Origin of the sequence: Micromonospora sp. NPDC005710 (genome assembly GCF_040630995.1) — a bacterium.
Lineage (GTDB): Bacteria > Actinomycetota > Actinomycetes > Mycobacteriales > Micromonosporaceae > Micromonospora.
Genome location: NZ_JBEXYP010000001.1, coordinates 324,412 through 344,843, shown reverse-complemented (window position 1 = coordinate 344,843; position 20,432 = coordinate 324,412). Strand labels below are relative to the sequence as shown.

The 20,432-nt window shown below is 71.1% G+C and carries 19 protein-coding genes and 1 pseudogene; 12 read left to right on the top strand and 8 right to left on the bottom strand.

Going from position 1 to position 20,432, the window contains the following annotated elements; translation table 11 throughout:
- Positions 1–8: 8 nt before the first annotated feature.
- Entirely contained in the window at positions 9–1,241 is a 1,233-nt protein-coding gene (locus tag ABZ406_RS01655) for a serine hydrolase domain-containing protein (RefSeq protein ID WP_357755192.1), read from the bottom strand.
- 97 nt (positions 1,242–1,338) lie between these two features.
- On the opposite strand from ABZ406_RS01655, the gene ABZ406_RS01650 reads away from it, so the two are divergent.
- The 3 genes from ABZ406_RS01650 (at position 1,339) to ABZ406_RS01640 (ending at position 3,519) form a co-directional block, all read left to right on the top strand.
- Positions 1,339–1,932 carry a pentapeptide repeat-containing protein gene (locus ABZ406_RS01650; protein WP_357755190.1) on the top strand — a complete coding sequence of 198 codons (594 nt, stop codon included), beginning with the start codon at positions 1,339–1,341 and terminating at the stop codon, positions 1,930–1,932.
- A 270-nt stretch (positions 1,933–2,202) separates the two neighbouring features.
- Entirely contained in the window at positions 2,203–3,072 is an 870-nt protein-coding gene (locus ABZ406_RS01645) for a hypothetical protein (RefSeq protein WP_357755187.1), read from the top strand.
- Between the two features lie 117 nt (positions 3,073–3,189).
- Positions 3,190–3,519, top strand: a complete 330-nt coding sequence (locus ABZ406_RS01640; RefSeq protein WP_357755185.1) for a hypothetical protein — start codon at positions 3,190–3,192, stop codon at positions 3,517–3,519.
- A gap of 45 nt (positions 3,520–3,564) precedes the next feature.
- On the opposite strand, the gene dacB is transcribed toward ABZ406_RS01640, so the two are convergent.
- Together dacB and ABZ406_RS01630 are read right to left on the bottom strand one after the other, a co-directional pair.
- Entirely contained in the window at positions 3,565–5,148 is a 1,584-nt protein-coding gene (dacB, locus tag ABZ406_RS01635) for a D-alanyl-D-alanine carboxypeptidase/D-alanyl-D-alanine-endopeptidase (RefSeq protein ID WP_357755183.1), read from the bottom strand.
- A 66-nt stretch (positions 5,149–5,214) separates the two neighbouring features.
- Positions 5,215–5,931 (bottom strand): aquaporin, encoded by a 717-nt coding sequence (locus ABZ406_RS01630; protein WP_357755180.1) that lies wholly within the window; start codon positions 5,929–5,931, stop codon positions 5,215–5,217.
- A gap of 49 nt (positions 5,932–5,980) precedes the next feature.
- Between ABZ406_RS01630 and ABZ406_RS01625 the strand changes: the two genes are divergently transcribed.
- The gene (locus ABZ406_RS01625; RefSeq protein ID WP_357755177.1) at positions 5,981–7,114 is read left to right on the top strand and encodes an NAD(P)-binding domain-containing protein; all 1,134 of its coding nucleotides are present in this window, start codon (positions 5,981–5,983) and stop codon (positions 7,112–7,114) included.
- Positions 7,115–7,306: 192 nt separating this feature from the next.
- Positions 7,307–7,588, top strand: a complete 282-nt coding sequence (locus ABZ406_RS01620; protein ID WP_357755174.1) for an adhesin — start codon at positions 7,307–7,309, stop codon at positions 7,586–7,588.
- Positions 7,589–7,597: 9 nt separating this feature from the next.
- Here ABZ406_RS01620 and ABZ406_RS01615 read toward each other — a convergent pair whose 3' ends face one another.
- Positions 7,598–8,668, bottom strand: coding sequence for a hypothetical protein (locus tag ABZ406_RS01615; protein WP_357755172.1), 1,071 nt, complete (start codon positions 8,666–8,668; stop codon positions 7,598–7,600).
- A 91-nt stretch (positions 8,669–8,759) separates the two neighbouring features.
- On the opposite strand from ABZ406_RS01615, the gene ABZ406_RS01610 reads away from it, so the two are divergent.
- The 4 genes from ABZ406_RS01610 to ABZ406_RS01595 all read left to right on the top strand — a co-directional run bounded on the left by ABZ406_RS01610 (position 8,760) and on the right by ABZ406_RS01595 (position 13,839).
- The gene (locus ABZ406_RS01610; RefSeq protein ID WP_357755170.1) at positions 8,760–9,638 is read left to right on the top strand and encodes a sulfotransferase domain-containing protein; all 879 of its coding nucleotides are present in this window, start codon (positions 8,760–8,762) and stop codon (positions 9,636–9,638) included.
- Between the two features lie 336 nt (positions 9,639–9,974).
- Positions 9,975–10,367, top strand: coding sequence for a cupin domain-containing protein (locus ABZ406_RS01605; protein ID WP_357755168.1), 393 nt, complete (start codon positions 9,975–9,977; stop codon positions 10,365–10,367).
- A gap of 42 nt (positions 10,368–10,409) precedes the next feature.
- On the top strand, positions 10,410–12,209 hold the full coding sequence (locus tag ABZ406_RS01600) for a glycoside hydrolase family 15 protein (RefSeq protein ID WP_357755166.1): 1,800 nt from the start codon (positions 10,410–10,412) through the stop codon (positions 12,207–12,209).
- Between the two features lie 259 nt (positions 12,210–12,468).
- Positions 12,469–13,839, top strand: coding sequence for a pectate lyase (locus ABZ406_RS01595; RefSeq protein ID WP_357755164.1), 1,371 nt, complete (start codon positions 12,469–12,471; stop codon positions 13,837–13,839).
- Between the two features lie 51 nt (positions 13,840–13,890).
- Here the strand turns inward: ABZ406_RS01595 and ABZ406_RS01590 are convergent, their stop codons facing one another.
- Positions 13,891–15,081 carry a threonine synthase gene (locus ABZ406_RS01590; protein ID WP_357755465.1) on the bottom strand — a complete coding sequence of 397 codons (1,191 nt, stop codon included), beginning with the start codon at positions 15,079–15,081 and terminating at the stop codon, positions 13,891–13,893.
- Positions 15,082–15,095: 14 nt separating this feature from the next.
- Positions 15,096–15,281 (bottom strand): annotated as a pseudogene (locus ABZ406_RS01585) (ATP-dependent DNA ligase); the annotation flags it as partial.
- A 94-nt stretch (positions 15,282–15,375) separates the two neighbouring features.
- Here ABZ406_RS01585 and ABZ406_RS01580 point away from each other — a divergent pair.
- From ABZ406_RS01580 to ABZ406_RS01570, 3 genes are all read left to right on the top strand, one after another.
- Entirely contained in the window at positions 15,376–16,164 is a 789-nt protein-coding gene (locus ABZ406_RS01580; protein WP_357755161.1) for an aldo/keto reductase, read from the top strand.
- Positions 16,165–16,290: 126 nt separating this feature from the next.
- The gene (locus tag ABZ406_RS01575) at positions 16,291–16,443 is read left to right on the top strand and encodes a hypothetical protein (protein WP_357755158.1); all 153 of its coding nucleotides are present in this window, start codon (positions 16,291–16,293) and stop codon (positions 16,441–16,443) included.
- Positions 16,443–17,408, top strand: a complete 966-nt coding sequence (locus ABZ406_RS01570) for an N-acetylmuramoyl-L-alanine amidase (protein ID WP_357755154.1) — start codon at positions 16,443–16,445, stop codon at positions 17,406–17,408. The genes ABZ406_RS01575 and ABZ406_RS01570 overlap by 1 nt, the downstream gene beginning before the upstream one ends.
- Before the next feature lie 166 nt (positions 17,409–17,574).
- Here ABZ406_RS01570 and ABZ406_RS01565 read toward each other — a convergent pair whose 3' ends face one another.
- A complete protein-coding gene (locus ABZ406_RS01565) occupies positions 17,575–19,140 on the bottom strand; it encodes a SulP family inorganic anion transporter (RefSeq protein ID WP_357755152.1) in 1,566 nt (521 codons plus the stop codon).
- Positions 19,141–19,255: 115 nt separating this feature from the next.
- A complete protein-coding gene (locus ABZ406_RS01560; RefSeq protein ID WP_357755149.1) occupies positions 19,256–20,377 on the bottom strand; it encodes a cellulose binding domain-containing protein in 1,122 nt (373 codons plus the stop codon).
- Positions 20,378–20,432: the final 55 nt, after the last annotated feature.

Here is a 20,432-nt window from a genome sequence, read left to right as displayed (position 1 = left end):
GACGGCTCTCAGTCGACAAGTGCGGCGTAGACGAGTCGGCGCAGCTGGGCGCGGAGCGGGTAGGTGCTGGACGGCATCAGCTGCGTGAACAGCAGCGCGGTGATCTCCTCGGCCGGGTCGACCCAGAACGCGGTGCTGGCCACCCCGCCCCAGTAGTACTCGCCGACGCTGCTCGGCACCCGACTGGGAACCGGGTCGTCGACCACAGCGAAGCCGAGGCCGAAGCCGACCCCGTCCAGGGTGCTCTCGGCGAAGCCGCCGGTGGAGAGGGCGCCCAGGTCCTGACCACCCGGCAGGTGGTTGCGGGTCATGAACTGCACAGTGCGCGGCCCGAGTAGCCGGACGCCGTCCAACTCGCCGCCGCGCAACAGCAGCGACGTGAAGCGGTGGTAGTCGGCGGCGCTGGAGATCAGCCCGCCGCCTCCGGAGAGCAGTGCCGGCTTGCTGAACGCGAGCGACCCGAGGGTGTCGTGGCGGACGGCCCGGCTGCTGCCCGGGTCCGGGACGTAGAGCGCGGCGAGCCGGTCGGCCCGGTCGCCCTCCACCCACCAGCAGGTGTCGGTCATGCCCAGCGGGTCGAAGATCCGGTCGGCGAAGAACGCGTCGAGACTCTGCCCGGAGATCACCTCGACGAGTCGGCCGAGCACGTCGGTGGCGACGGAGTAGCCCCACGCCGAGCCGGGCTGGAACAACAGCGGCAACTCGCCGAAGGCCGCGCAGGCGCCAGCCAGGTCGACGTCCGCCGGCGGGTACAGGTCGTAGCCGGCGGCCCGGTAGAGCCCGTCGACCACCGAGGTCTGCATGAAGCCGTACGTCAGCCCGGCCGTGTGGGTGAGCAGGTGCCAGACCCGGATCGGCTCGACCGCCGGCACGGTGTACGGATTGAGCGCCGACCCCTTGGAGTAGACCCGCATGTCGGCGAACTCGGGCAGCCAGCGGCCGATCTCGTCGGTCAGCTCGAACCGGCCCTCCTCCCACAGCATCATCGCCGCGACCGAGGTGACCGGCTTGGTCATCGAGTAGATCCGCCAGAGGGTGTCGGCCTCGACCGGTGCGCCCGACTCCCGGTCGCGCAGCCCGTACGTCGAGGAGTGCGCCACCTCGCCACGACGGGTGACCACCACCTGCCAGCCGGCGAGCCGGCCCACGTCGACGTAGCGACCTAGGTGCTCGTCGATCCGCGCCAGCCGCGCCGGGTCGAAACCGATCTGATCCGGGTCTTGAGTCCGAGCCACGCTCACGACGCCGAACCTACCCGCCGGTAAACCGGTACCGGAAGGGGGCCGGCACCTGCCACGTCGGCCGCCGGCTGTCGGCGGCGCACACTAGCCTGGCCGGATGCCGGAATTGACCGAGGACGTGACCTTCCGCGACGAGGACTGGTACGGCGAGGAGTTGACCGACCGGCACTTCGTGGGTTGCGAGTTCTTCCGGGTGGACCTGACCGAGGCGCTGAGCCGAGGCGCGGTCTTCACCGGGTGCACCTTCGGCAACGTGGCGTTCAACGCCTCCCGACACGTCGACTCCGCCTTCACCCGTTGCGTCTTCCGGCGGTGCAACTTCTTCGAGGCCGAGTTCACCGGCTGCAAGCTGGTCGGCAGCACCTTCAGCGAGTGCGATCTCCGCCCGTTGACGGTGGACGGCGGTGACTGGTCCTTCGCCGCGCTGCCCGGTGCGGACCTGCGCGGCGTTCGGCTGACCGGGGTGCGGATGCGCGAGGTGGACCTCACTCGGGCCAATCTCACCGGTGCTACCGTCACTGGTGTCGATCTTTCCGGCGCGCAGTTGACGAACGTTCGCCTCGGCGGCGCCGACCTGCGGGGCAGCGATCTCACCGCGCTCGACCCGACGGTCGTCGAACGGGCCGGTGCGATCATCGACGTCGAGCAGGCAGTGGTCGTCGCGCAGTTGCTCGGCTTCCGGATCGGTTGACGCGAAACGCACCTGTGGTCTGCCGAAGTGTCCGTTCGAGCGGGCCGAGCCGTTCGACAGCGTCCCATTGTGGGCTGGACACGTCCGGCAGTCCGGATCTAGCGTGTCGTCCACGCCCGGATAAACGTGAAAGGGCCCACAGTGGACGGTGTGGTCCGCGACAGTCCAGAACGGCCGGGAGGTGGAGGTGGAGGGTCGGTGGCGGACGAAGACCGCGCGCGGGCTGGTTCGAGGGCTGGCGACGCGCCGCCCCGGCACCGTCCGCCTGCCATGACCGCCAGGGTGACCCGCAGCGTGTTGCGCCGGGCCCGACAGCGGCGACGCTGGGCGGTGGAGGGAGCCGCCGTCCTCGCGTGCCTGGTGGTGTTGATCTCGTACCTCGGCACCCGCTCGGGCTCGGACCCGGACGACGGCCAGTCCGGCCCGGATGGCCGGTACGCCGGGGCCGCCCGTTCCCCTGGCCTCCCGGCTGCCGACGGGCGCACCGGCGAGGCCGGGCCGGCGACGCCCGGCCTGCGCCCGCGTCAGCGCCCACCCTCGCCGGAACCGACGCCGTCGGCGAGTGAACCCGCCCCGCCGCCGGTCAAGCCTGGCGCGCCGACGCTGTCGGTGAGCCGGGGGGAGATGCCCGCCGCCGTCGACCTCACTGTCGCGGGCACCCGGGACTGGGTGCACTGGGGCGAACGTGGCAGCAGGTCGACGAGTCGCAAGCGCTCCGGCTCCGGCGAGATCACCGACGCCGGTGGCACCGGCCGGCGGGTCGGCTGGGACGGCAACCAGGAGTACGTGCGCTGGTCCGACGGCACGCCGGAACGGTCGACGAACGGCAGCTCCAACGGCGTCTACACCTGCGGTGCCGGAAACGGGTTCAGCCTCGCCGTCGCCGGCAACGGTGAGCCGCGCACCGTCCAGCTCTACGGCGGCATCTGGATGGCCCGGGGGCGGCTGGAGGCGCGGCTGTCCACCGGCGGGCCGGCCAGCACCGTTCGACTGGAGGACCCCTACACCAGTCAGAGCGCCCAGTTCACCATCCGCTTCACACTGCCGAAGGGTGCCCGACTGCTGCTCAACTGGACGGTCGAGAAGGTGTTCACGCCGCACTGCGGCAACGTCGGCCTTCAGGCCGTGGCGGTGCGCTGACTGACCGGCCGGTCGCTGCGCCAGTGAGCTGCGGGACAGTTTGTCCGTCGCGGAACGTCGAATGCGTCGTAACTTTCTGCTGTCCCCATCCGACCATCCAGTGTGGAGGCAGCGGAGATGAGTAGCAGTACCGCCCACCGCGTCCGTCGTGCCGCTCCGTCCGGCACCGGTGAAGCGTCCGGGGAGGTTCTTCGCGACATTCCCCTGCCGCCGTACGTGACGGGCGAGGACACCCAGTTCGCCGTACGGGCGGTGGTCGTGCACGCCCCCCGGCGGTGGTCCGGGGGTGTCGTCTGCCGCAACGATGCCAGCCCGCACCCGTGCCGCCTGCACCGCTGGGGCACCCGGGTGTTGGCGCTGCGCGGGCTGCGGGCCGCTGAGATCGCCGCGCTCATCGAGCGTGGTGACCCGACGGCGGTGGTCCCCCCACCGGACCGTCCGGCCTGAGTGCTCGCCCGGCCGGGAGGCACGTGTGCGCCTCCCGGCCGCCGCTCAGCAGGTGATCGGTTTGACCCAGGAACACTCGACGCCCTCCGGGGTACGCGGCGTCTCCGGCACCGTCGGCCTGGCCACCTTCGCCGTCGACGTCGCACCCTCGCGGAAACCGGCGAGCGCCACCGCGATCTGGTCCTCCAGTGGCTTCACCGACGCCGTCAGGTAGTTGTTGAGCAGGATGGAGAACGCCAGCAGTCGACCGTCGGCGCTCGTGACGTAGCCGGAGAGCCCGGAGACACCGGTCAGGCTGCCGGTCTTGGCGTGCACGTTGCCCGCGGCCGGGGTGCTGGCCATCCGGCTGCGCAGGGTGCCGCCGACGAACCGCTCGGGCTGGCCGGCGATCGGCAGCGCCGCGTACCAGGTCGCGAACCACGGTTCGGCGCGGACGGCGCTCAGCAGGTCGACGAATTCCGCCGCCGGGACCAGGTTGCGCCGGGACAACCCCGAGCCGTCACGCTGCCGCAGTTTTCCGGTGTCCATTCCCGTGTCGGCCACGTACTCGCTGATCGCCGTGAGGCCGGACGTCCAGGTGCCCGAGCCGGAGAGCACCCGGCCGATCTCCTTGGTCAACACCTCGGCGTGCCCGTTGTTGGACAGTTTGAGGAACGGTGTCATCAGCTCACCGAGGCTCATCGAGTCGTGGCGTGCCACCTGTTGGGCCGTCTCCGGGGTGGGCTGACCGAGCACGGTCCGGCCGCGCACCAGAACGCCGTGTCGGTGCAGCGCGGCCCGGAACACGTCGGCCGCGTAGCCGGTGGGTTCCGAGACGGTCACCCACTCGCTGGCGGGCGCGTCGCCGACGGCGATCTGGCCGGTCACCACCACCGTGTTGCCGCCGTGCTCACGATCGATCGAGATCGAGGTCTCGCCGCCGCTGACCGTCTGGGCGCGGTTCTCGACGCGGACGTACCCGGTGGCGGGGGTGGTGGTGACCACCGGACGGCCGCCGGCCCGGGCGGCCGGCGCGGCGCGCACGATCACCGTGCCCGCGTCGTAGTCGGTGTCCGGGGCGACGGTGAGCGCCGAAACCTGGGCGGCGTAGTAGTAGGGCTCGTCGTCCCAGGTCCAGTCGGGGCCGAGTCGGGTGCGGTCGTAGCGGGTGTCGTCGGCGACGAGGTTTCCGGCTACCAGCCGGACGCCGGCGGCGGCGACCTTCGCGGCGAGCGCGTCGTAGTCGGCGGCGAGCATCGTCGGGTCGCCTCCGCCGCGCAGGTACAGGTTGCCGGAGAGCAGACCCGCTCGGCGTGTGCCGCTGGTGCGGACGTCGGTGCTGAAGCGGTGGCCCGGGCCGAGCAGTTCGAGGGCCGCCGTCGAGGTCAGCAGCTTGGTGTTGGACGCCGGCACCAGCCGGCGGTCACCGTTGCGGTCGTAGAGCGTCTGCCCCGTGCTGGTGTCGACAACGACCACCGACGCCTGCGCGCCGGTCAGCCGGGTGTCGGCGAGGATCGTGTCGATGGTGGCGCGCAGTTGGGTCGTCGCGGGGGTGGGCGACTCGGCCGTGGCACCGGGCGCTCCGGCGGTGGCCGCGGTGGCAACGAGCGCGAGCAGCGCGAGGGCCCGGGGGAAGTGACGACGATGCATCCGCTGATGCTGTCACGGAGATATTCGCCGGAAAAGGGCCTCTGTCGAAAGATAGTGCCGTCCGGGTTATTTCGGCCCGCCGACCGACTTCTCGTGACCACCCCAGTAGTGCCGCTGCGCACCCATGACCATCGGTGCGACAAGTGCGGCAAGCGCCCCACCGAGAAGCGGGAACACGATGAACACCCAGAGCTGCCGCAGGGCGACACCGCCCTCGAAGACCGCCGGGCCGAACGCGCGGGCCGGGTTGACCGCCGCACCGGTGAGCGTCACACCCACCAGTTGGGTCACGGCCAGAGCCAGACCGATGGCCAGCCCGGCGGTGCCCGGATTCTCACTCCGGCTGGTCACCACCAGCACCACCAGCACAAAAAGGAAGGTCAGGATGACTTCCAGCACGGCGGCGCCGCCCCGGTTGATGTGCGCGCCGTACCCGTTCGTGCCCAGGGCCCCGGTCTGGTCCGCGACGTCACCCCATCGGGTCAACGCCCAGAGCACGAAGCCCGCGACGGTGGCCCCGACGAACTGCGCGATCCAGTAGGCCACCGCCCCGATCAGCGAGATCTTGCCGGACAGCAGCACGCCGAGCGTCACCGCGGGGTTGACGTGGCTGCCGGAGAGTGGACCGATCGTGTAGACGAGGGCCACCATGACGAACCCGAAGGCGAGTGCCACCACCACCACGCCGCCCTGGACCCGTGCGGCGATGGCACTGCCCACGCCGAAGAACACCAGCAGCAGGGTGCCGAGGAACTCTGCCGCGTACCGACGGAAGTCGCTCATTCACTCAGCGTAAGTGCAGGTCAGGTGGTCGACGCCGAAACGGCGGTCTGTGATCGGCGCGACGGTCGAGGACGGGCACAGCGGGGACGTCCCGGGCGTTGTAGCCCACGTGGACACCCACTTCGCGGACGTCGTGGTGATCGGCGCCGGGCAGGCCGGCCTGAGCGCCGGCTACCACCTGCGCCGCACCGGCTTCGCGCCCGGTGACGGCTTCGTCATCCTCGACGCCGACAACGGGCCCGGCGGTGCCTGGCAACACCGCTGGCCGACGCTCGTCTTCGACCGGGTGCACGGTTTCCACGACCTCCCCGGGCTGGCGCTTCCGCCCACCGACCCGCAACGCCCGGCCTCCGACCAGGTCCGCGCCTACTTCGCCGCGAACGAGAGGGCCTTCGACCTGCCGGTGCGGCGGCCGGTGCGGGTCCGGGCGGTGCGCTCGCGCACCGACGGTCGGCTGGATGTGCAGACCGACCGGGGCACCTGGACCGCTCGGGCCCTGATCAACGCCACCGGCACCTGGACCCGGCCGTTCTGGCCGCACTACCCGGGCCGGGCAGTGTTCCGGGGACGGCAACTGCACACCGCCGACTACCGGGGTCCGGCCGAGTTCACGGGTCTGCGGGTGGTGGTGGTCGGCGGCGGCACCTCGGCCGTGCAACTGCTCGGCGAAATCTCCACCGTCGCGGCGGCCACCACCTGGGTGACCCGCCGGCCGCCGACGTTCAACGCCGAGGAGTTCGGCCCGGAACTGGGCCGCGCCGCGGTCGCCACCGTCGACGAGGCGGTCCGGGCCGGCCGACCGCCGGGCAGTGTGGTGGGCGTGACCGGGCTGCCGGTCACCCCCGAGACACGCCGACTGCGTGAGCGCGGCGTCCTCGACCGACTACCCATGTTCGACCGGATCACGCCCGACGGGGTGGCCTGGACGGACGGGCGGTTCGTGCCGGCCGACGTGATCCTCTGGTGCACCGGATTCCGGGCGGCCATCGACCATCTCGCCCCGCTGGGGCTGCGTGCCCCGGGCGGCGGTATCACGATGGACGGCACCCGGGTGGTCGCCGACGGCCGGGTTCACCTGGTCGGGTACGGCCCGTCGGCCAGCACGATCGGGGCGAACCGGGCCGGCCGCGCGGCGGTCAACGAGATTCGCGCCCGGCTGGCCGAGGCCGCCGCTCTCCACTGACCTGGCTCTATTTGACGGATGGTCGACCAGCGGGCACGGTGGAGAAGACGGGGCCGTCAGCTGCCCTGATCCAATGCGACGGCGATGACCGTTCGCCCCTCTGTCGCCTCCCAGGTGTGCTCGTGCGCGGGCCGATTGTCCGATCCGCGCGGTATCCGACAGCGAGCCGACAATCCACGAGGAGTTCCCGCCATGCTCACCATGACCGACAACGCCGTGCTCGTCATTCGTGACCTCGCCACCCAACAGGACGTCGCCCAGGACGGCGGGGTGCGGATCGCCGCCGACGCCGAGGCCGGCTCGCTCACCGTCGAGTTGGTGCCCGAACCGGCACAGGGCGACCGGGTGGTCGACAACCAGGGCGCCCGGATCTTCCTGGACGAGGACGCCGCTGAACTGCTCGGCGACGCGTCGGTGGACGCCACTGTCGACGACGAGGGCATCATCCAGTTCGGTTTCACCGAGAAGCAGTAGACCCGACCCTCACCGCAGCGGTCGTCCCCGCTGCTGAGGCGGACCCTTCCCGGGGTGCCACCTCGGCGCGCCGTCTTCGGGCGGATGCAGCAGGGTGGCAAGCACGTGGGCCAGATGGTGCGAGGTGCTCCACGCCGCCCAGTTGGCGGTCGAGCCGGCGCCGGCACCCCTGCGGGCCCGGCGCAGCAGCTCGTGGTCACCCCAGGAGAACGCCGCCCCGGTGGTCGGCCAGTGTGGTGCCGACACCAGCGTGCGGCACAGGTCGGCGAAACGTTCGTCGCCCCGGCCGCCGCGTCGCGCCCAGCGGTAGACCCACCACCTGCCGTCGTCGGTGTATCGCACTGTCGGCAACCGGTCGCCGGGGTCGCCGGCGCCCGGCCCGGCCGGGTGGACGCCGTAGTCGCCGTAGTCGACCCCGGCGTCAGCCAGCCGTCGCCAGAGCTGCCAGTCCCAACGCTCCAACTGGACCGGCTCGTCGGTGGGCAACCGGGACAGCGTCGGCGGCATACCGCCCGCCGCCACCGTCACCGACCGCCACGCGTGTCGGCGCGCCCAGTCGAGCAGATGGCGGACCCGGGGCTCGGCGGTCCGCACGTCGGCCGGGCAGCACACGTCGCCCGCGTCCACCAGCAGGTCGCACTCCTCCGGGGTGAGGTCGGTGAACCGCCAGATCCGTTCCACAGCTGTGGTGCTCGCGTCCGGCCCGGCCCGGTCCTGGCCGGTCCGCAGCCGCACGAGTGCGCGTCGGCCGTACGCCCGCGCGGCCGCGCCGTGCGCGACCAACCGGTGGTCGCTCTCGGTGAGCCCGATGACCGGCACCACAGGTACGCCCCAACGGGTCAGCTCCGCCTCGGGGATGTCGGGCAGCGCGCTGACGTCGATGGCGGGCATCAGGCCGGACGGCAACCCACGGATGGAGTCCATCGTGGACCTGCCGATCGCACCGATCTCCAGGACCGGGGCGACGAGCGTGGCGTACGCGGGATCGATGTGGTTCAGGGCCTCGAGCTCGCCCCGTCGGCTGGCGAGGATGGGGCGGTAGAGACGTGCCGCCGCCCGGCCCCCGTGGGCGGGCACCATACTTCAATCTAGCCAGGCATACGCGCCGGCCACAGGGCTGTGGGTCGGAATTCGGCTGCTGCACTGTCGGTTCGGCGACTACCATCCCCGGATGCCCACGCCGATTCACCGATACCGATCCGACGACGAGGACAGCGCGCGGTGGACCGGCTTCCCGTTCCGCGACGGCGACATCGTGATCAGCACCCGGTCCAAGAGCGGCACCACCTGGATGCAGATGATCTGTGCGCTCCTGGTGCTGGGCACCCCGGAGTTGCCGGCGCCGCTGACCGAGCTGTCACCGTGGCTGGACTGGTTGGGCGAGCCGAAGGACACGGTGTACGACCGGCTGGCCGCCCAGCCGCACCGGCGGTTCATCAAGACGCACACCCCGCTGGACGGGATACCGCTCGACCCGCGCGTGCACTACGTCGTGGTGGCCCGGCACCCGCTGGACCTGGCGGTCTCTCTCTATCACCAGGTCGCCAACCTGGATCGGGCGCGCCTCGCCGAGCTGACCGGCCAACCCGCACCGGACGGCCCACCCGCGCAGCGGCCGCCGGTGCAGGAGTGGTTGCTGAGCTGGGTCGACCGCGAGGTGGACCCCCGTGCCGAGTTGGATTCGCTGCCCGGTGTGCTCATGCACCTGAGTGACGCGTGGGCCCGCCGGCACGAGCCGAACGTCGAGTTGGTGCACTACGACGACCTGCTGGCCGATCTGGGTGGTGAGATGCGGCGGCTCGCCGACCTGTGGGACCTTCCGCGCCCGACGCCGGAGGTGGTCGAGGCGGCCACCTTCGGCCGGATGCGGGAGCGCGCCGACCGGCTCGCACCGGACACGCTCGGCGTGTTGCGGGACAGGCAGGCGTTCTTCCGTCGGGGAGGCTCGGGCCAGGGGCGCGACCTGCTGCCCGAGGCCGGGCAGTCCCGCTACCAGGAACGGGCCCGGGCCCAGGCCCCGCCCGACCTGCTCACCTGGCTGCACCGCTGACGGTTCCCACCGTCCGCGCCGATCTTGCGGTTTCGGTTGCCGACACGCGTGGAATGCCCTTTATGGTCCAACAGTAAGTGCGAGATCGCGGGGGACCGGGGGGAAAAGAGCGCACGGCGCCGTTTCGACACTGTCGCAACGTCGCCGTGCTCTGGCCGTCTCCCACCACCGCAGCCGTTCGGCGGTACGCCGGCGGGGACCTGGCTCGACCGGCCGCTCGTGCCGGTCCGCTCCTCGATCCCCGCTCCGGGCAGATCCAAACCCACCGAGCGTGGGGAATTGCACCATCCGCCAGTCCCGGCGTGGCGCGCCACCGGACGGGGTATGAGCGTGGGCATGGAGCATTTCACTATCGCGACCGTCGCCGAGCAGAGCCCCGACTTCCGGCGGGTGCTGTGGACAGGTGAGCACACCCAGCTGGTCATCATGACCATCCCCGCCGACGGGGAGATCGGCGAGGAGGTGCACGAGGACATCGACCAGATCCTCACCTTCGTGAGCGGTGTCGGCGAGGCGCGGGTCGCCGGCTCGAAGCGGAAGGTCGTCGCGGGCGACCTGGTCGTGGTGCCGGCCGGCACCAAGCACAACTTCGTCAACACCGGCCCCAACCCGCTGGTGCTGTACACCGTCTACGGGCCGCCGGAGCACGCCGACCAGGCGGTGCACAAGACCAAGGAAGAGGCCGACGCGGCCGAGGCGGCGGGGGAGGACGAGCCGCCGACCGAGTGAGCCGCGCCGCCTGATCCCGACCGATCCGGGTATCCCCGGCGGGTGGAGCAGCAGCCGGAGATCTCCGACTACGGGTTCCTCTCGGACTCCCGTTCGGGTGCCCTGGTCGGCAAGGACGGCTCGATCGACTGGTGGTGTCCGCACCGGTTCGACGGGGCGTCCGTGTTCGCGCGGCTGCTCGACCCGGGCGCCGGCCATTTCCGGCTGGCGCCGGTCGGCGTCGGCGGCCCGGGTCACCGGGTGGAGCGCGCGTACCTGCCGAACACGTTGGTGCTGCGGACCGTGCACCACACACCGCACGGCAGCGTGGCGGTCATCGACGCCCTGGCCGCCGAGGTCGGTGCCCGCGCCCACGAGTTGGGCAAGAACTCACCCGCCGTGCTGATCCGCGTGGTCAAGGGACTCTCCGGGCGGGTACGGATGGCGTTGGACTTCGCGCCCCGCCCGGAATACGGCCTGCTCACGCCGTACCTGCACGAGCAGCCGGACGGCGGGGTGCTGGCCGGCGCCGGCCCGGTCGTGCTCATGTTGCGCGCCGGGGGCCTGCGTCTGCGGGCGGGCACCGACCGGGTGACCCACGAGTTCGAGGTCTCCGCCGGTCAGGTCATCGGGATGGACCTCGCGTTCGGCGAGGCGTACGGCGACCCGCCGGCCCGGATGGATCCGCTGACCACCCTCGCCGAGACGACAGAGGCGTGGCAGGCGTTCCGGGAGACGCACGGGTACTCCGGCCGTTACCCCGAACTCGTCACGCACAGCTCGACGGTCCTGACCGGTCTCACGTACGCCCGCAGTGGTGCGGTCGCCGCCGCGCTCACCTCCTCGGTGCCGGAGCGGATCGGCGGCGACCGGAACTACGACTACCGCTACTCCTGGCTGCGGGACTTCTCGTTGACGATGCGGGCGCTGTGGGTGGCGGCCTGCCCCGACGAGACGTCCCGGTTGTTCACCTGGGCGACCCGGTCCATCGGCCGGTTCGGCGACGAGCCTGTCCCGGTGCTCTTCGGGTTGGAGGGGGAGCGCGACCTCTCCGAGCACCACTGCAACCACCTGCGCGGCTACCGTGACAGCCGACCGGTGCGCATTGGCAACGACGCCTGGCGGCAGCGGCAGCTCGACGTGCCGGGTGAGGTGATGTCGGCGGTGTGGCGGCTGCGTGACTACCTCGGCACGCGGTTCGAGGGCGAGTTGCTGGAGATGGTGCTCGGGCTGACCGAGCAGGTGGCCGCCACGTGGCAGTTGCCGGACCGGGGCATCTGGGAGACCCGCGGCGAGGAGCGGCACTATGTCTCGTCCAAGGTGTCCTGCTGGCTGGCGATGGATCGGGCGGTCGGGCTCGCCGACCGGCTCGGCGATCGGGCCGACCCTCGTCGCTGGGCGGCGGTACGCGACGAGATCCGCGACACCGTGCTACGCGAGGGGTGGAACGACCGGATCGGGGCGTTCACCGGCGCGTTCGGCTCGGCGGAGCTGGACGCCTCGGTGCTCGCTATGCCGGTGGCGCGTTTCCTGCCGGCGACCGACCCGCGGATGCGCTCCACCATCTCGATGGTCGAGCGTGAGCTGGGCACCGAGGACGGCCTGCTGCGACGGTGGACGACCGACCCGGCGGGGTTCTTGCTGTGCTCGTTCTGGCTGGTGGAGTGCCTGGTGATGATGGGTGAGCCGCAGCGCGCCGAGTCGCTCTTCGAGCGGGTTGCCGGGTACGCCAACGATGTGGGGCTGTTCAGCGAGCAGGTCGATCTGACGACCGGGGCGCAGCTCGGCAACATGCCGCAGGCGCTCTCGCACATCGGCCTGATCAACGCGGCCTGGCGGATCAGCGAGCCGGAGAGCTACTGACCGGTCGGCGGTGCTCCTCCGGTCGGAATCCTGCAACAGACCTGCAAGCGTCAGGCATTGACGCTGATGCTTGGGCAGTCCTAGCCTCGAAGGGGCGGGAAAGCCCTTTCCCCAGGGTTTTGATCCCGCTTCACCCCGCTTCGGATCCGGGCATCCGGCGGGGCGCACACCGATCCCTCTCACGGCGCAGCACGCCGTGCCGCCACGTCTCGGTACGGCCGCCGGGGGATCACCACCACATGCGTCAAGGAGGACACCTGTGCAGAAAAGACAACTCCCCGGCCGCCGACCACTCCTGCTGGCAGTGGGTGCCGGGGTGACCGCGGTGGCCCTCACCGCCGGCATGACCTCGGCCTTCGCGGCCACCGTCTTCAGCGACAACTTCACCGACGGCGACACCTCCGGCTGGTCCAAGTCCGGCGGCACCTGGACCGTCGACGGCTCGGGCGTGCTCAACCAGTCCAACGCCGGCAGCGAGCTGGCCCGGCTGTTCGCCGGCCAGACCAGTTGGACCAACTACTCCGTGCAGGCCCGGGTCCGGCCGGCAAGCTTCGGCTCGTCGAGCGCCCTGGTCGGGCTCGCCGCCCGCTCCACCAGCAGCACCAAGATGTACCGGCTGGCAGTGCTCGGCTCCGGCCGGGCCGAACTCCAGGCGGTGAACGGCAGCTCCGTCACCGCTATCGGGTCCGCCTCGCTGGGCGCCGGCACCGGCACCTGGTACACCCTGCGCATCGAGGCGAGCGGCAGCACCATCCGTGGCTTCGTCAACGGCACGCAGATCGCATCCGGCAGCAACAGCCTGACCGGCGCGGGCCGGATCGGTCTGGTCACCGCGTACGCCAGCGGCGGCTTCGACGACGTGGTGGTCGACTCGTCCGGCGGCGGAACCCCGACCACCCCGCCACCGACCACCACCCCGCCACCGACGACCACCCCGCCACCGACGACCACCCCGCCGCAGGCTGGCTGGCCGACGCCCACCAGCAGCCAGAAGGTGGACGCCACGATTCCGGTCTCCGGGACCTTCGACGGTGGGCTCAAGCGCTTCTACGGCATCGGTGACGGCGGGCAGAGCGAGAGCCAGGACCCGATGTTCGAGCTGGCCGCCGGCGCCACCCTGCGCAACGTCATCATCGGGGCCCCGGCCGGCGACGGCGTGCACTGCGAGGGCGACTGCACCCTGATCAACGTCTGGTGGGAGGACGTCGGCGAGGATGCGGCGACCTTCCGCGGCGGCACCACGTACACCGTCGACGGCGGTGGTGCCCGCTCCGCCAGTGACAAGGTCTTCCAGCACAACGGCGCGGGCACCGTCTACATCAGGAACTTCCGGGTGGAGAACGCCGGCAAGCTCTACCGCGCCTGCGGCAACTGCTCCACGTCGTACCAGCGGCACGTGGTGATCGACAACGTGACCGTCCGCAACACCGACGCGATCGCCGGGATCAACACCAACTGGGGCGACACCGCCCGGTTCAGCCGGATCACCATCGTCGGCGACCCGGACCGGGAGACCTCGATCTGCGTGAAGTACAAGGGCGTGCCGAAGGGCAGCGAGCCGACCGAGATCGGCGAGGGCGCCGACGGCGTCAACTGCCTCTACTCACCCTCCGACATCACCTACCAGTAGACCGGCACGACGGCATCCCGCGGACCGCCCGGTCCGCGGGATGCCGCCACCTCACCCCATCAGGGGTACGTCCGACACGTCTACGGTGTCCGGATACTTCAGCCCGGCGCCGGTGTTGAGCACCACCACCCGCTCGCCGGCCCGAATCCACCCGCCGGCCCGCAGTTGCCGCGCCGCCGTGAGGCAGGCCGCCCCCTCCGGGCAGAGCAGCAGCCCCTCCCGGGCGGCGAAGTCCCGCAGGTCGGCCAGGATGTCCGCGTCGTCGACGGCGACTGCGGTGCCGGAGGACTCCCGCAACGCCGCCAGGATCAACTCGTCGCCCAGCGGGGCCGGCACGGTGATCCCGAACGCCACAGTGTGCGCGTCCGCCCACGGCTGCGCCCGATCCTCACCGGCGGCGAACGCCCGCACGATCGGCGCGCACCCGGTTGACTGCACCGCCACCAGCCGGGGCAGCTTGTCGCCGATCCACCCCAGCTCGCGCATCTCGTGCAACGCCTTGTGGATGCCGATCAGGCCGACCCCGCCACCGGTCGGATAGATGATCACGTCGGGCGTCTGCCAGCCGAGCTGCTCGACGATCTCGTACCCCATTGTCTTCTTGCCCTCCAACCGGTAGGGCTCGCGCAGCGTGCCGGCGTCGAAGATCGCACCGTTCGACGCCGCGATCAGCTCGGCCACCAGCCGGCCGGCGTCACTGATCAGCCCGTCGACCAGGCGCAGGTCGGCACCGGCGGCGACACACTCGCGCCGGCAGATGCTCGGCGCCTCCAGCGGCATGACGATCGTCGCGCCCATTCCGGCCCGCGCGGCGTAGGTGGCCCAGGCCGAGCCGGCGTTGCCGTTCGTGGGCATCGCGATCCGCTGGACGCCCAGCTCGCGAGCCCGGCTTACACCAACCGCCGCGCCCCGGGCCTTGAACGAGCCGGTGGGGATCAACCCCTCGTCCTTGACCATCAGATCCGCGATGCCGATCTCGGTGCCGTACGCCGGGGCCCGCAGCAGCGGCGTCCAGCCCTCACCGAGGGTGGTGACGTGCCGAGGGTCGGCCACCGGCAGCAACTCCCGGTAGCGCCACAGGTCGGCCGGGCGCAGCGGGAAGCGTTCCGGGGTGACCGCCTTCGCCACGGCCGGCAGGTCGTAGCGGGCCAGCAGCGGCGACCCGCACTCGCAGAGGTTCTGTAGCCGGTCCGCGGCGTACTCCCTGCCGCAGCGCGGGCAGTCCAGGTGGGTCAGGTACACGTCGCTCCTCGCCGTCACACCGCGTCGATGCTCAGCCAGTGCCGGCTGCGCCGCCCCGGCTGGTAGACCGAGTCCAGCCGCTTGGCGAGCACACCCGGCAGGCCCTGTTCCTGTCCGGCACGCAGGGCCTCGTCGCCCGCGCCCGGGAACCACGGCGGAGTCTGCCAGTGCGTACCGGCCATGACCAGCCGATCGGTCACACCGGCATTCTCCGGCAAACCGGACCGGTGCGCTGGACGCCGGAGTGTCCGGTTCGCTCGGCGGCCGGCGGTCGGGCGGGGTAGAACGGACCTCATGGACCTCAGCGACCAGCCCACCGCCCTGCTCCCCGGTGACGTGCGGATGCCCCTGCTCGGTTTCGGCACCTGGCAGGCCACCGGCCAGGCCGGTTACGACGCCGTGCTGGCCGCGCTCGACACCGGCTACCGGCACCTCGACACCGCCACCGTCTACGGCAACGAGCGCGAGGTCGGCCGGGCGGTGCGGGAGAGCGGGCTGCGCCGGGAGGACCTCTTCATCACCACCAAGCTGCCGCCGGACCGGGTGGGCCGGGAGCGGGCGACACTGGAGGCCAGCCTGGAGGCGCTCGGCGTCGAGTACGTCGACCTCTGGCTGATCCACTGGCCGCCGTCGTCGCCGGGGGACAGCATCCCGCTCTGGCGCGAGATGCTCGCCGCTCGCGACGAGAATCTCACCCGGGCGGTCGGGGTGAGCAACTACAGCACCGCGGAGATCGACGAGCTGATCCAGTCCACCGAGGAGAACCCGGCGGTCAACCAGATCAGATGGAGCCCGTCGTTGTACGACAGGCAGCGGCACGCCGAGCACCGGGACCGGGGCGTGGTGCTGGAGGGGTACAGCCCGTTCAAGACCAGCGACCTCAGTGACCCGGTGTTGACGAGGATCGCCGGCGCGCACGGCGTCTCCCCGGCGCAGGTGGTGCTGCGGTGGCACATCGACCACGAGATCGTGGTGATCCCGAAGTCGGTGACCCCGGAGCGGATCACCGCCAACTTCGACGTCTTCCACTTCTCGCTCACGGCCGAGGAGATGCGCGACATCGACGCGCTCGGCGAGGTCTGATTCGGCGGTTTCCTTCAGCTCTCGGCGCAGGAATGAAGGGTATCGACATCGACGTACGTGACGGTATAGCGTGCCCGTCATCACGTTCGTCGATCCGTTCGTACCCGCCGTCGCTGGAGGATCGCCATGCCCCGAACCCCGTCCATCCGTCTGCGCCGCCGAGGGGTGCTCGGCATCCCCGCCCTGGTGGTCGCCGCGCTCACCGTCGTCGCCCGACCCACCGCGGCGACCGCCGCGCCGAAGGCCGAGTGCCTCGCCGACCTGATCCAGGACGCCTGATGGCGACGATTCCCTGGCTGGTGGACGTGCTGCGCGCCGCCGGGGTCCAGGTCGTGGTCGAGGGGGACTGGCTCAACCGGATGCGCCCCGGCACCTTCGACCCCATCGGGGTGCTCTGGCACCACACCGCCTCGACCTCCAGCGCGAGCAACCCGCACCCGGCGCTCGGCATCTGCATCAACGGCCGCTCCGACCTGCCGGGACCACTGTGCCAGGCGCTCGTCGACTACAACGGCGTCTTCCACGTCATTTCCGCCGGCCGGTGCAACCACGCCGGGGTCAGCGGCGGCAGCGGGCCGATCCCGGCCGGGGACGGCAACACCCTGATGATCGGGTGGGAGATCGACTACAACGGCGTCAACCAGGAAATGACCGCCGCGCAGTACAACGCGTCGCTCGCCGCCACCGCTGCCGTGCTCACCCGGCTCGGCCGGGACAGCAGCTACGCCCGGGGCCACCGGGAGACAAGCACCTCCGGCAAGATCGACCCGTCCTTCATCGACCTGAACGTCATGCGTGCCGACGTGGCGGCGAGGATGGCCGGCGGCGGCACGGCCTGGTCCTCCACGGTGGACAACACCACCAGTGGGCGGTTCACCGCCAGCGCCAACTGGGGAGTGTCGTCGTACTCCAGTCAGCGCTACGGCGCCGACTACCGGTACGCGGATCCCGTGGCGGCCAGCGATGTCGCCTGGTACCGGTTCAACGTCCCGGCCACCGCCAGCTACCGGGTCGAGGCGTGGTGGCCGGCGAACACGGGCTACAACAGCGCCGCCCCGTACATCGTCGCCACCAGCACCGGCAACCAGACCGTCCGGGTCGACCAACGCGCGACCGGCGGGCAGTGGCGCATCCTCGGCACGTTCACCCTCCCGGCGGGTGACGCCAACCGGGTCGGCGTGAGCCGGTGGAGCAACACCACGGGCCTGGTCATCGCCGACGCGGTACGCCTCACCCGCGTCTGACCCCGACAGCCCGGCCGCGATTCGGGCGGCCCGGGTCGCCGGCCCGGGTCGCCCGCCCGGGTCGCCGGCCCGGGCGGCCGAGCCGCGATTCGGCGTCACGCGCCCGCCCCGGCGTGATCGACTCGACTTCCCGGAAGTCGGGGCGTGCCAGGGCGACGCCCCGATCTCACGGGATCGGAGTGGACCTCGGCGGCGGCAACTCGTGACGGGCCGGCCCCTGCGCATCCGGAGACCGACGATCCCGGGTCACGCACGGGGAGGTGCGTTTGCCGGTGCCGAGCCCGTCGGTGCCCGCACGATGGAGCCACGAGCCGTGTACCTCGTCGACGTGGACGGTGCCACCCGCCCGTGTGTAGGACGCCTGCCAGTCGCGGATCGTCTCGTACGCGCCGTGGTCGAGATAGTCCAGGTGCAGCTCGAGTTGGACGTGCTGCCGCGGGGGCAGGGCGGTGAGTCGGCGGGTGAGCCGTCCGGAGGCGACGAAGGCGAGCGTGCCGATGATCGACACGAGCCAGGTGCCGGGATTCGGCTCGGTGACGTGGATCTCGCACCGGGCCAACCGCCACAACATGAAGAGCACCGCCGTCGCCATGCCCAGCCCGACCCCGATGAGCAGGTCCGTCGCGGCCACGCCGACGGCGGTGACCACGTAGATGGGCAGCTCCCGGTGCCGGGCGTACGTGCGGATCTGGGCGAGGCTCACCAGCCGTACGCCGACCACCACGAGGACCGCGGCGAGCGCGGCCATCGGGATCATCTCCAGCAGTACGGTGCCGGCGATCACGAACCCGGCGATCCAGACCCCGTGCAGAATGGCCGAGGCGCGGGTGCGCGCGCCGGCCGCGACGTTCGCCGAGCTGCGCACGATGACGCCGGTGACCGGAAGGCCGCCGAGCGTCCCGGACACGGCGTTCGCGGCGCCCTGGGCGATGAGTTCACGATCGAGGTTCGCCCGTGGGCCGTGGTGCATCCGGTCGACGGCCACCGCGGAGAGGAGAGATTCCACGCTCGCCACCAGGGCGATGGTCAGGACGGCCGGAAGAACCTCCCACGGCGGCGCGTCGGGCCAGCGGGCGAAGGCGATCGCGCCCAGGGGGTCGGCGGGCAGGTCCACCCGCTCCACGTCGGCACCGACGGCCGTCGCGACCACAGTGGTGACCACCACCGCCACCAGGGTCGCCGGCAGCATCGTGGTCTTGACCAGACGTGCCCAGACCAGCAGCAGCGTGATGGTCAGCGCGCCGAGCAGCACCGACACGCTGTGGTAATCGGCGATCTGGCCGGGTAGGTCACGCAGATTCGCCCAGGCGGAGCTCTGGGGTGCGCCGCCGAGTGCGACGTGGACCTGGCTCAGCGCGATGACCAGGCCGATGCCGGCCAGCATCCCGTGTACGACTGTTGGCGACAGGGCGAGCGCGGCCCGCCCGAGGCGGGTGATGCCCAGCAGGATCTGCAGCAGCCCGGCGACTGTCACGATCGCGGCGGTGCCGGCGAAGCCGAACTCGGCGATGGTGCCCGCGACGATCACGGTGAGCCCGGCCGCTGGTCCGCTGACCTGGAGCGGCGCGCCGCTGAGCGCCCCGGCGACTATTCCACCGACGACGGCGGCGATCAGCCCGGCCAGCAGCGGTGCTCCCGAGGCGGCAGCGATGCCCAGGGACAGCGGTATGGCGATCAGGAAGACGACGATCGACGAAGGGACATCGTGCCGAAATGACGCTAAAGCCGACATCTTCTGGAAGGTACTTAAGTAATATTAATGCATAGTTAAGCGTGATTCTTTCATCCGCTACGCGCGACAGCGGGGACGCGACCGTCCGGGTCACGCCCCCGCCGTCGTGGTCGGATCAGCTACGAGTGCAGTTCGCCCCGTTGAGCGAGAAACTGGTCGGCGACGAGTACGACCCGCTCAGGGTGCCCTGGTAGCCGAAGCTCGCGGTGCCGCCGGGTGCGATCGACCCGTTGTGGCCGACGTTCCGGGCGGTCACCGAGGACCCGCTCTGGCTCACCGTGGCGTTCCACGCGTTGGTGACCGTCTGCCCGCCGGGCAGCGAGTAGGCGAGCGTCCAGCCGTTGATCGCGCTGGACCCGGTGTTGCTGACCAGCACGTCGGCGGTGAAGCCGTTGTTCCACGAGTTCGCCGTGTACTTCACCGCGCAGCTCGCGCCACCGCTCGGCGGCGGGGTCGTCGGGTTGGTCGGCGGCTGGCCGCCACCGTTGACGTTTGCCGAGAACGACGTCACGGCCAGGCCGACGCCGCCCTGCCACGGCTCGAAACCGGCCTGGATGCTGGTCAGGTACCAGGAGTTGGTGATCGCGCCCCGGTTGCGGGTGTCGTTGATGAAGTCCAGCACGCTGAAGTTCAGGCTGGAGATCGCCGACTGCGCGACGTAGGAGATGACGTTGTTGGAGCCGTTGCTGCCCCGCCAGACCTCCCAGGTGCGGCCGGCGAGGTTGGTGGTGCCGACCACCGAGCCGATGGGCTGGATCGAACCCTGCCGGTTGAGCCAGATCATGATCTCCATCTGGTTCACCCCGTCCCGCTTGGGCGACGGGTCCAGCCAGATGTCGTACGACGCGTTGTAGGTGGCGCCGCTGACGTAGCGGTAGGAGATGCTGCTGGTGGCGCTGCTGATCTGGCTCACCTGGATCGGCAGGTTCGTGCCGGGGGAGCAGTTGGTGTAGTGACAACCGAAGAACACCGAGGGGTACGCCGTGGGCGCCCCGTTCGTCGGGCTGCTGCCGTTCAGGGTGGTGATCTCGAAGCCGTTGCTGGTGGCGTTGATGCACTGTTGGGCGGTGGTGCCCCAGCGGTTGTTCTGCACCACGTAGCGGCCCTGGATGACGGTGGAGCCGTACTGTTCGCAGATCTGCGTGTCGGCGGAGGCGCTGCCACCGAAGGCCACTGCCACCAGCGAACTGGCGACCAGCAACCCGGCGGCGGCCAGGGCTCGAAGTTGACGTTTCATGACGCTCCTTGACTCGGCGCGTGCCGGGCGCCGGATGTGGTGGGGCAATGCGGGA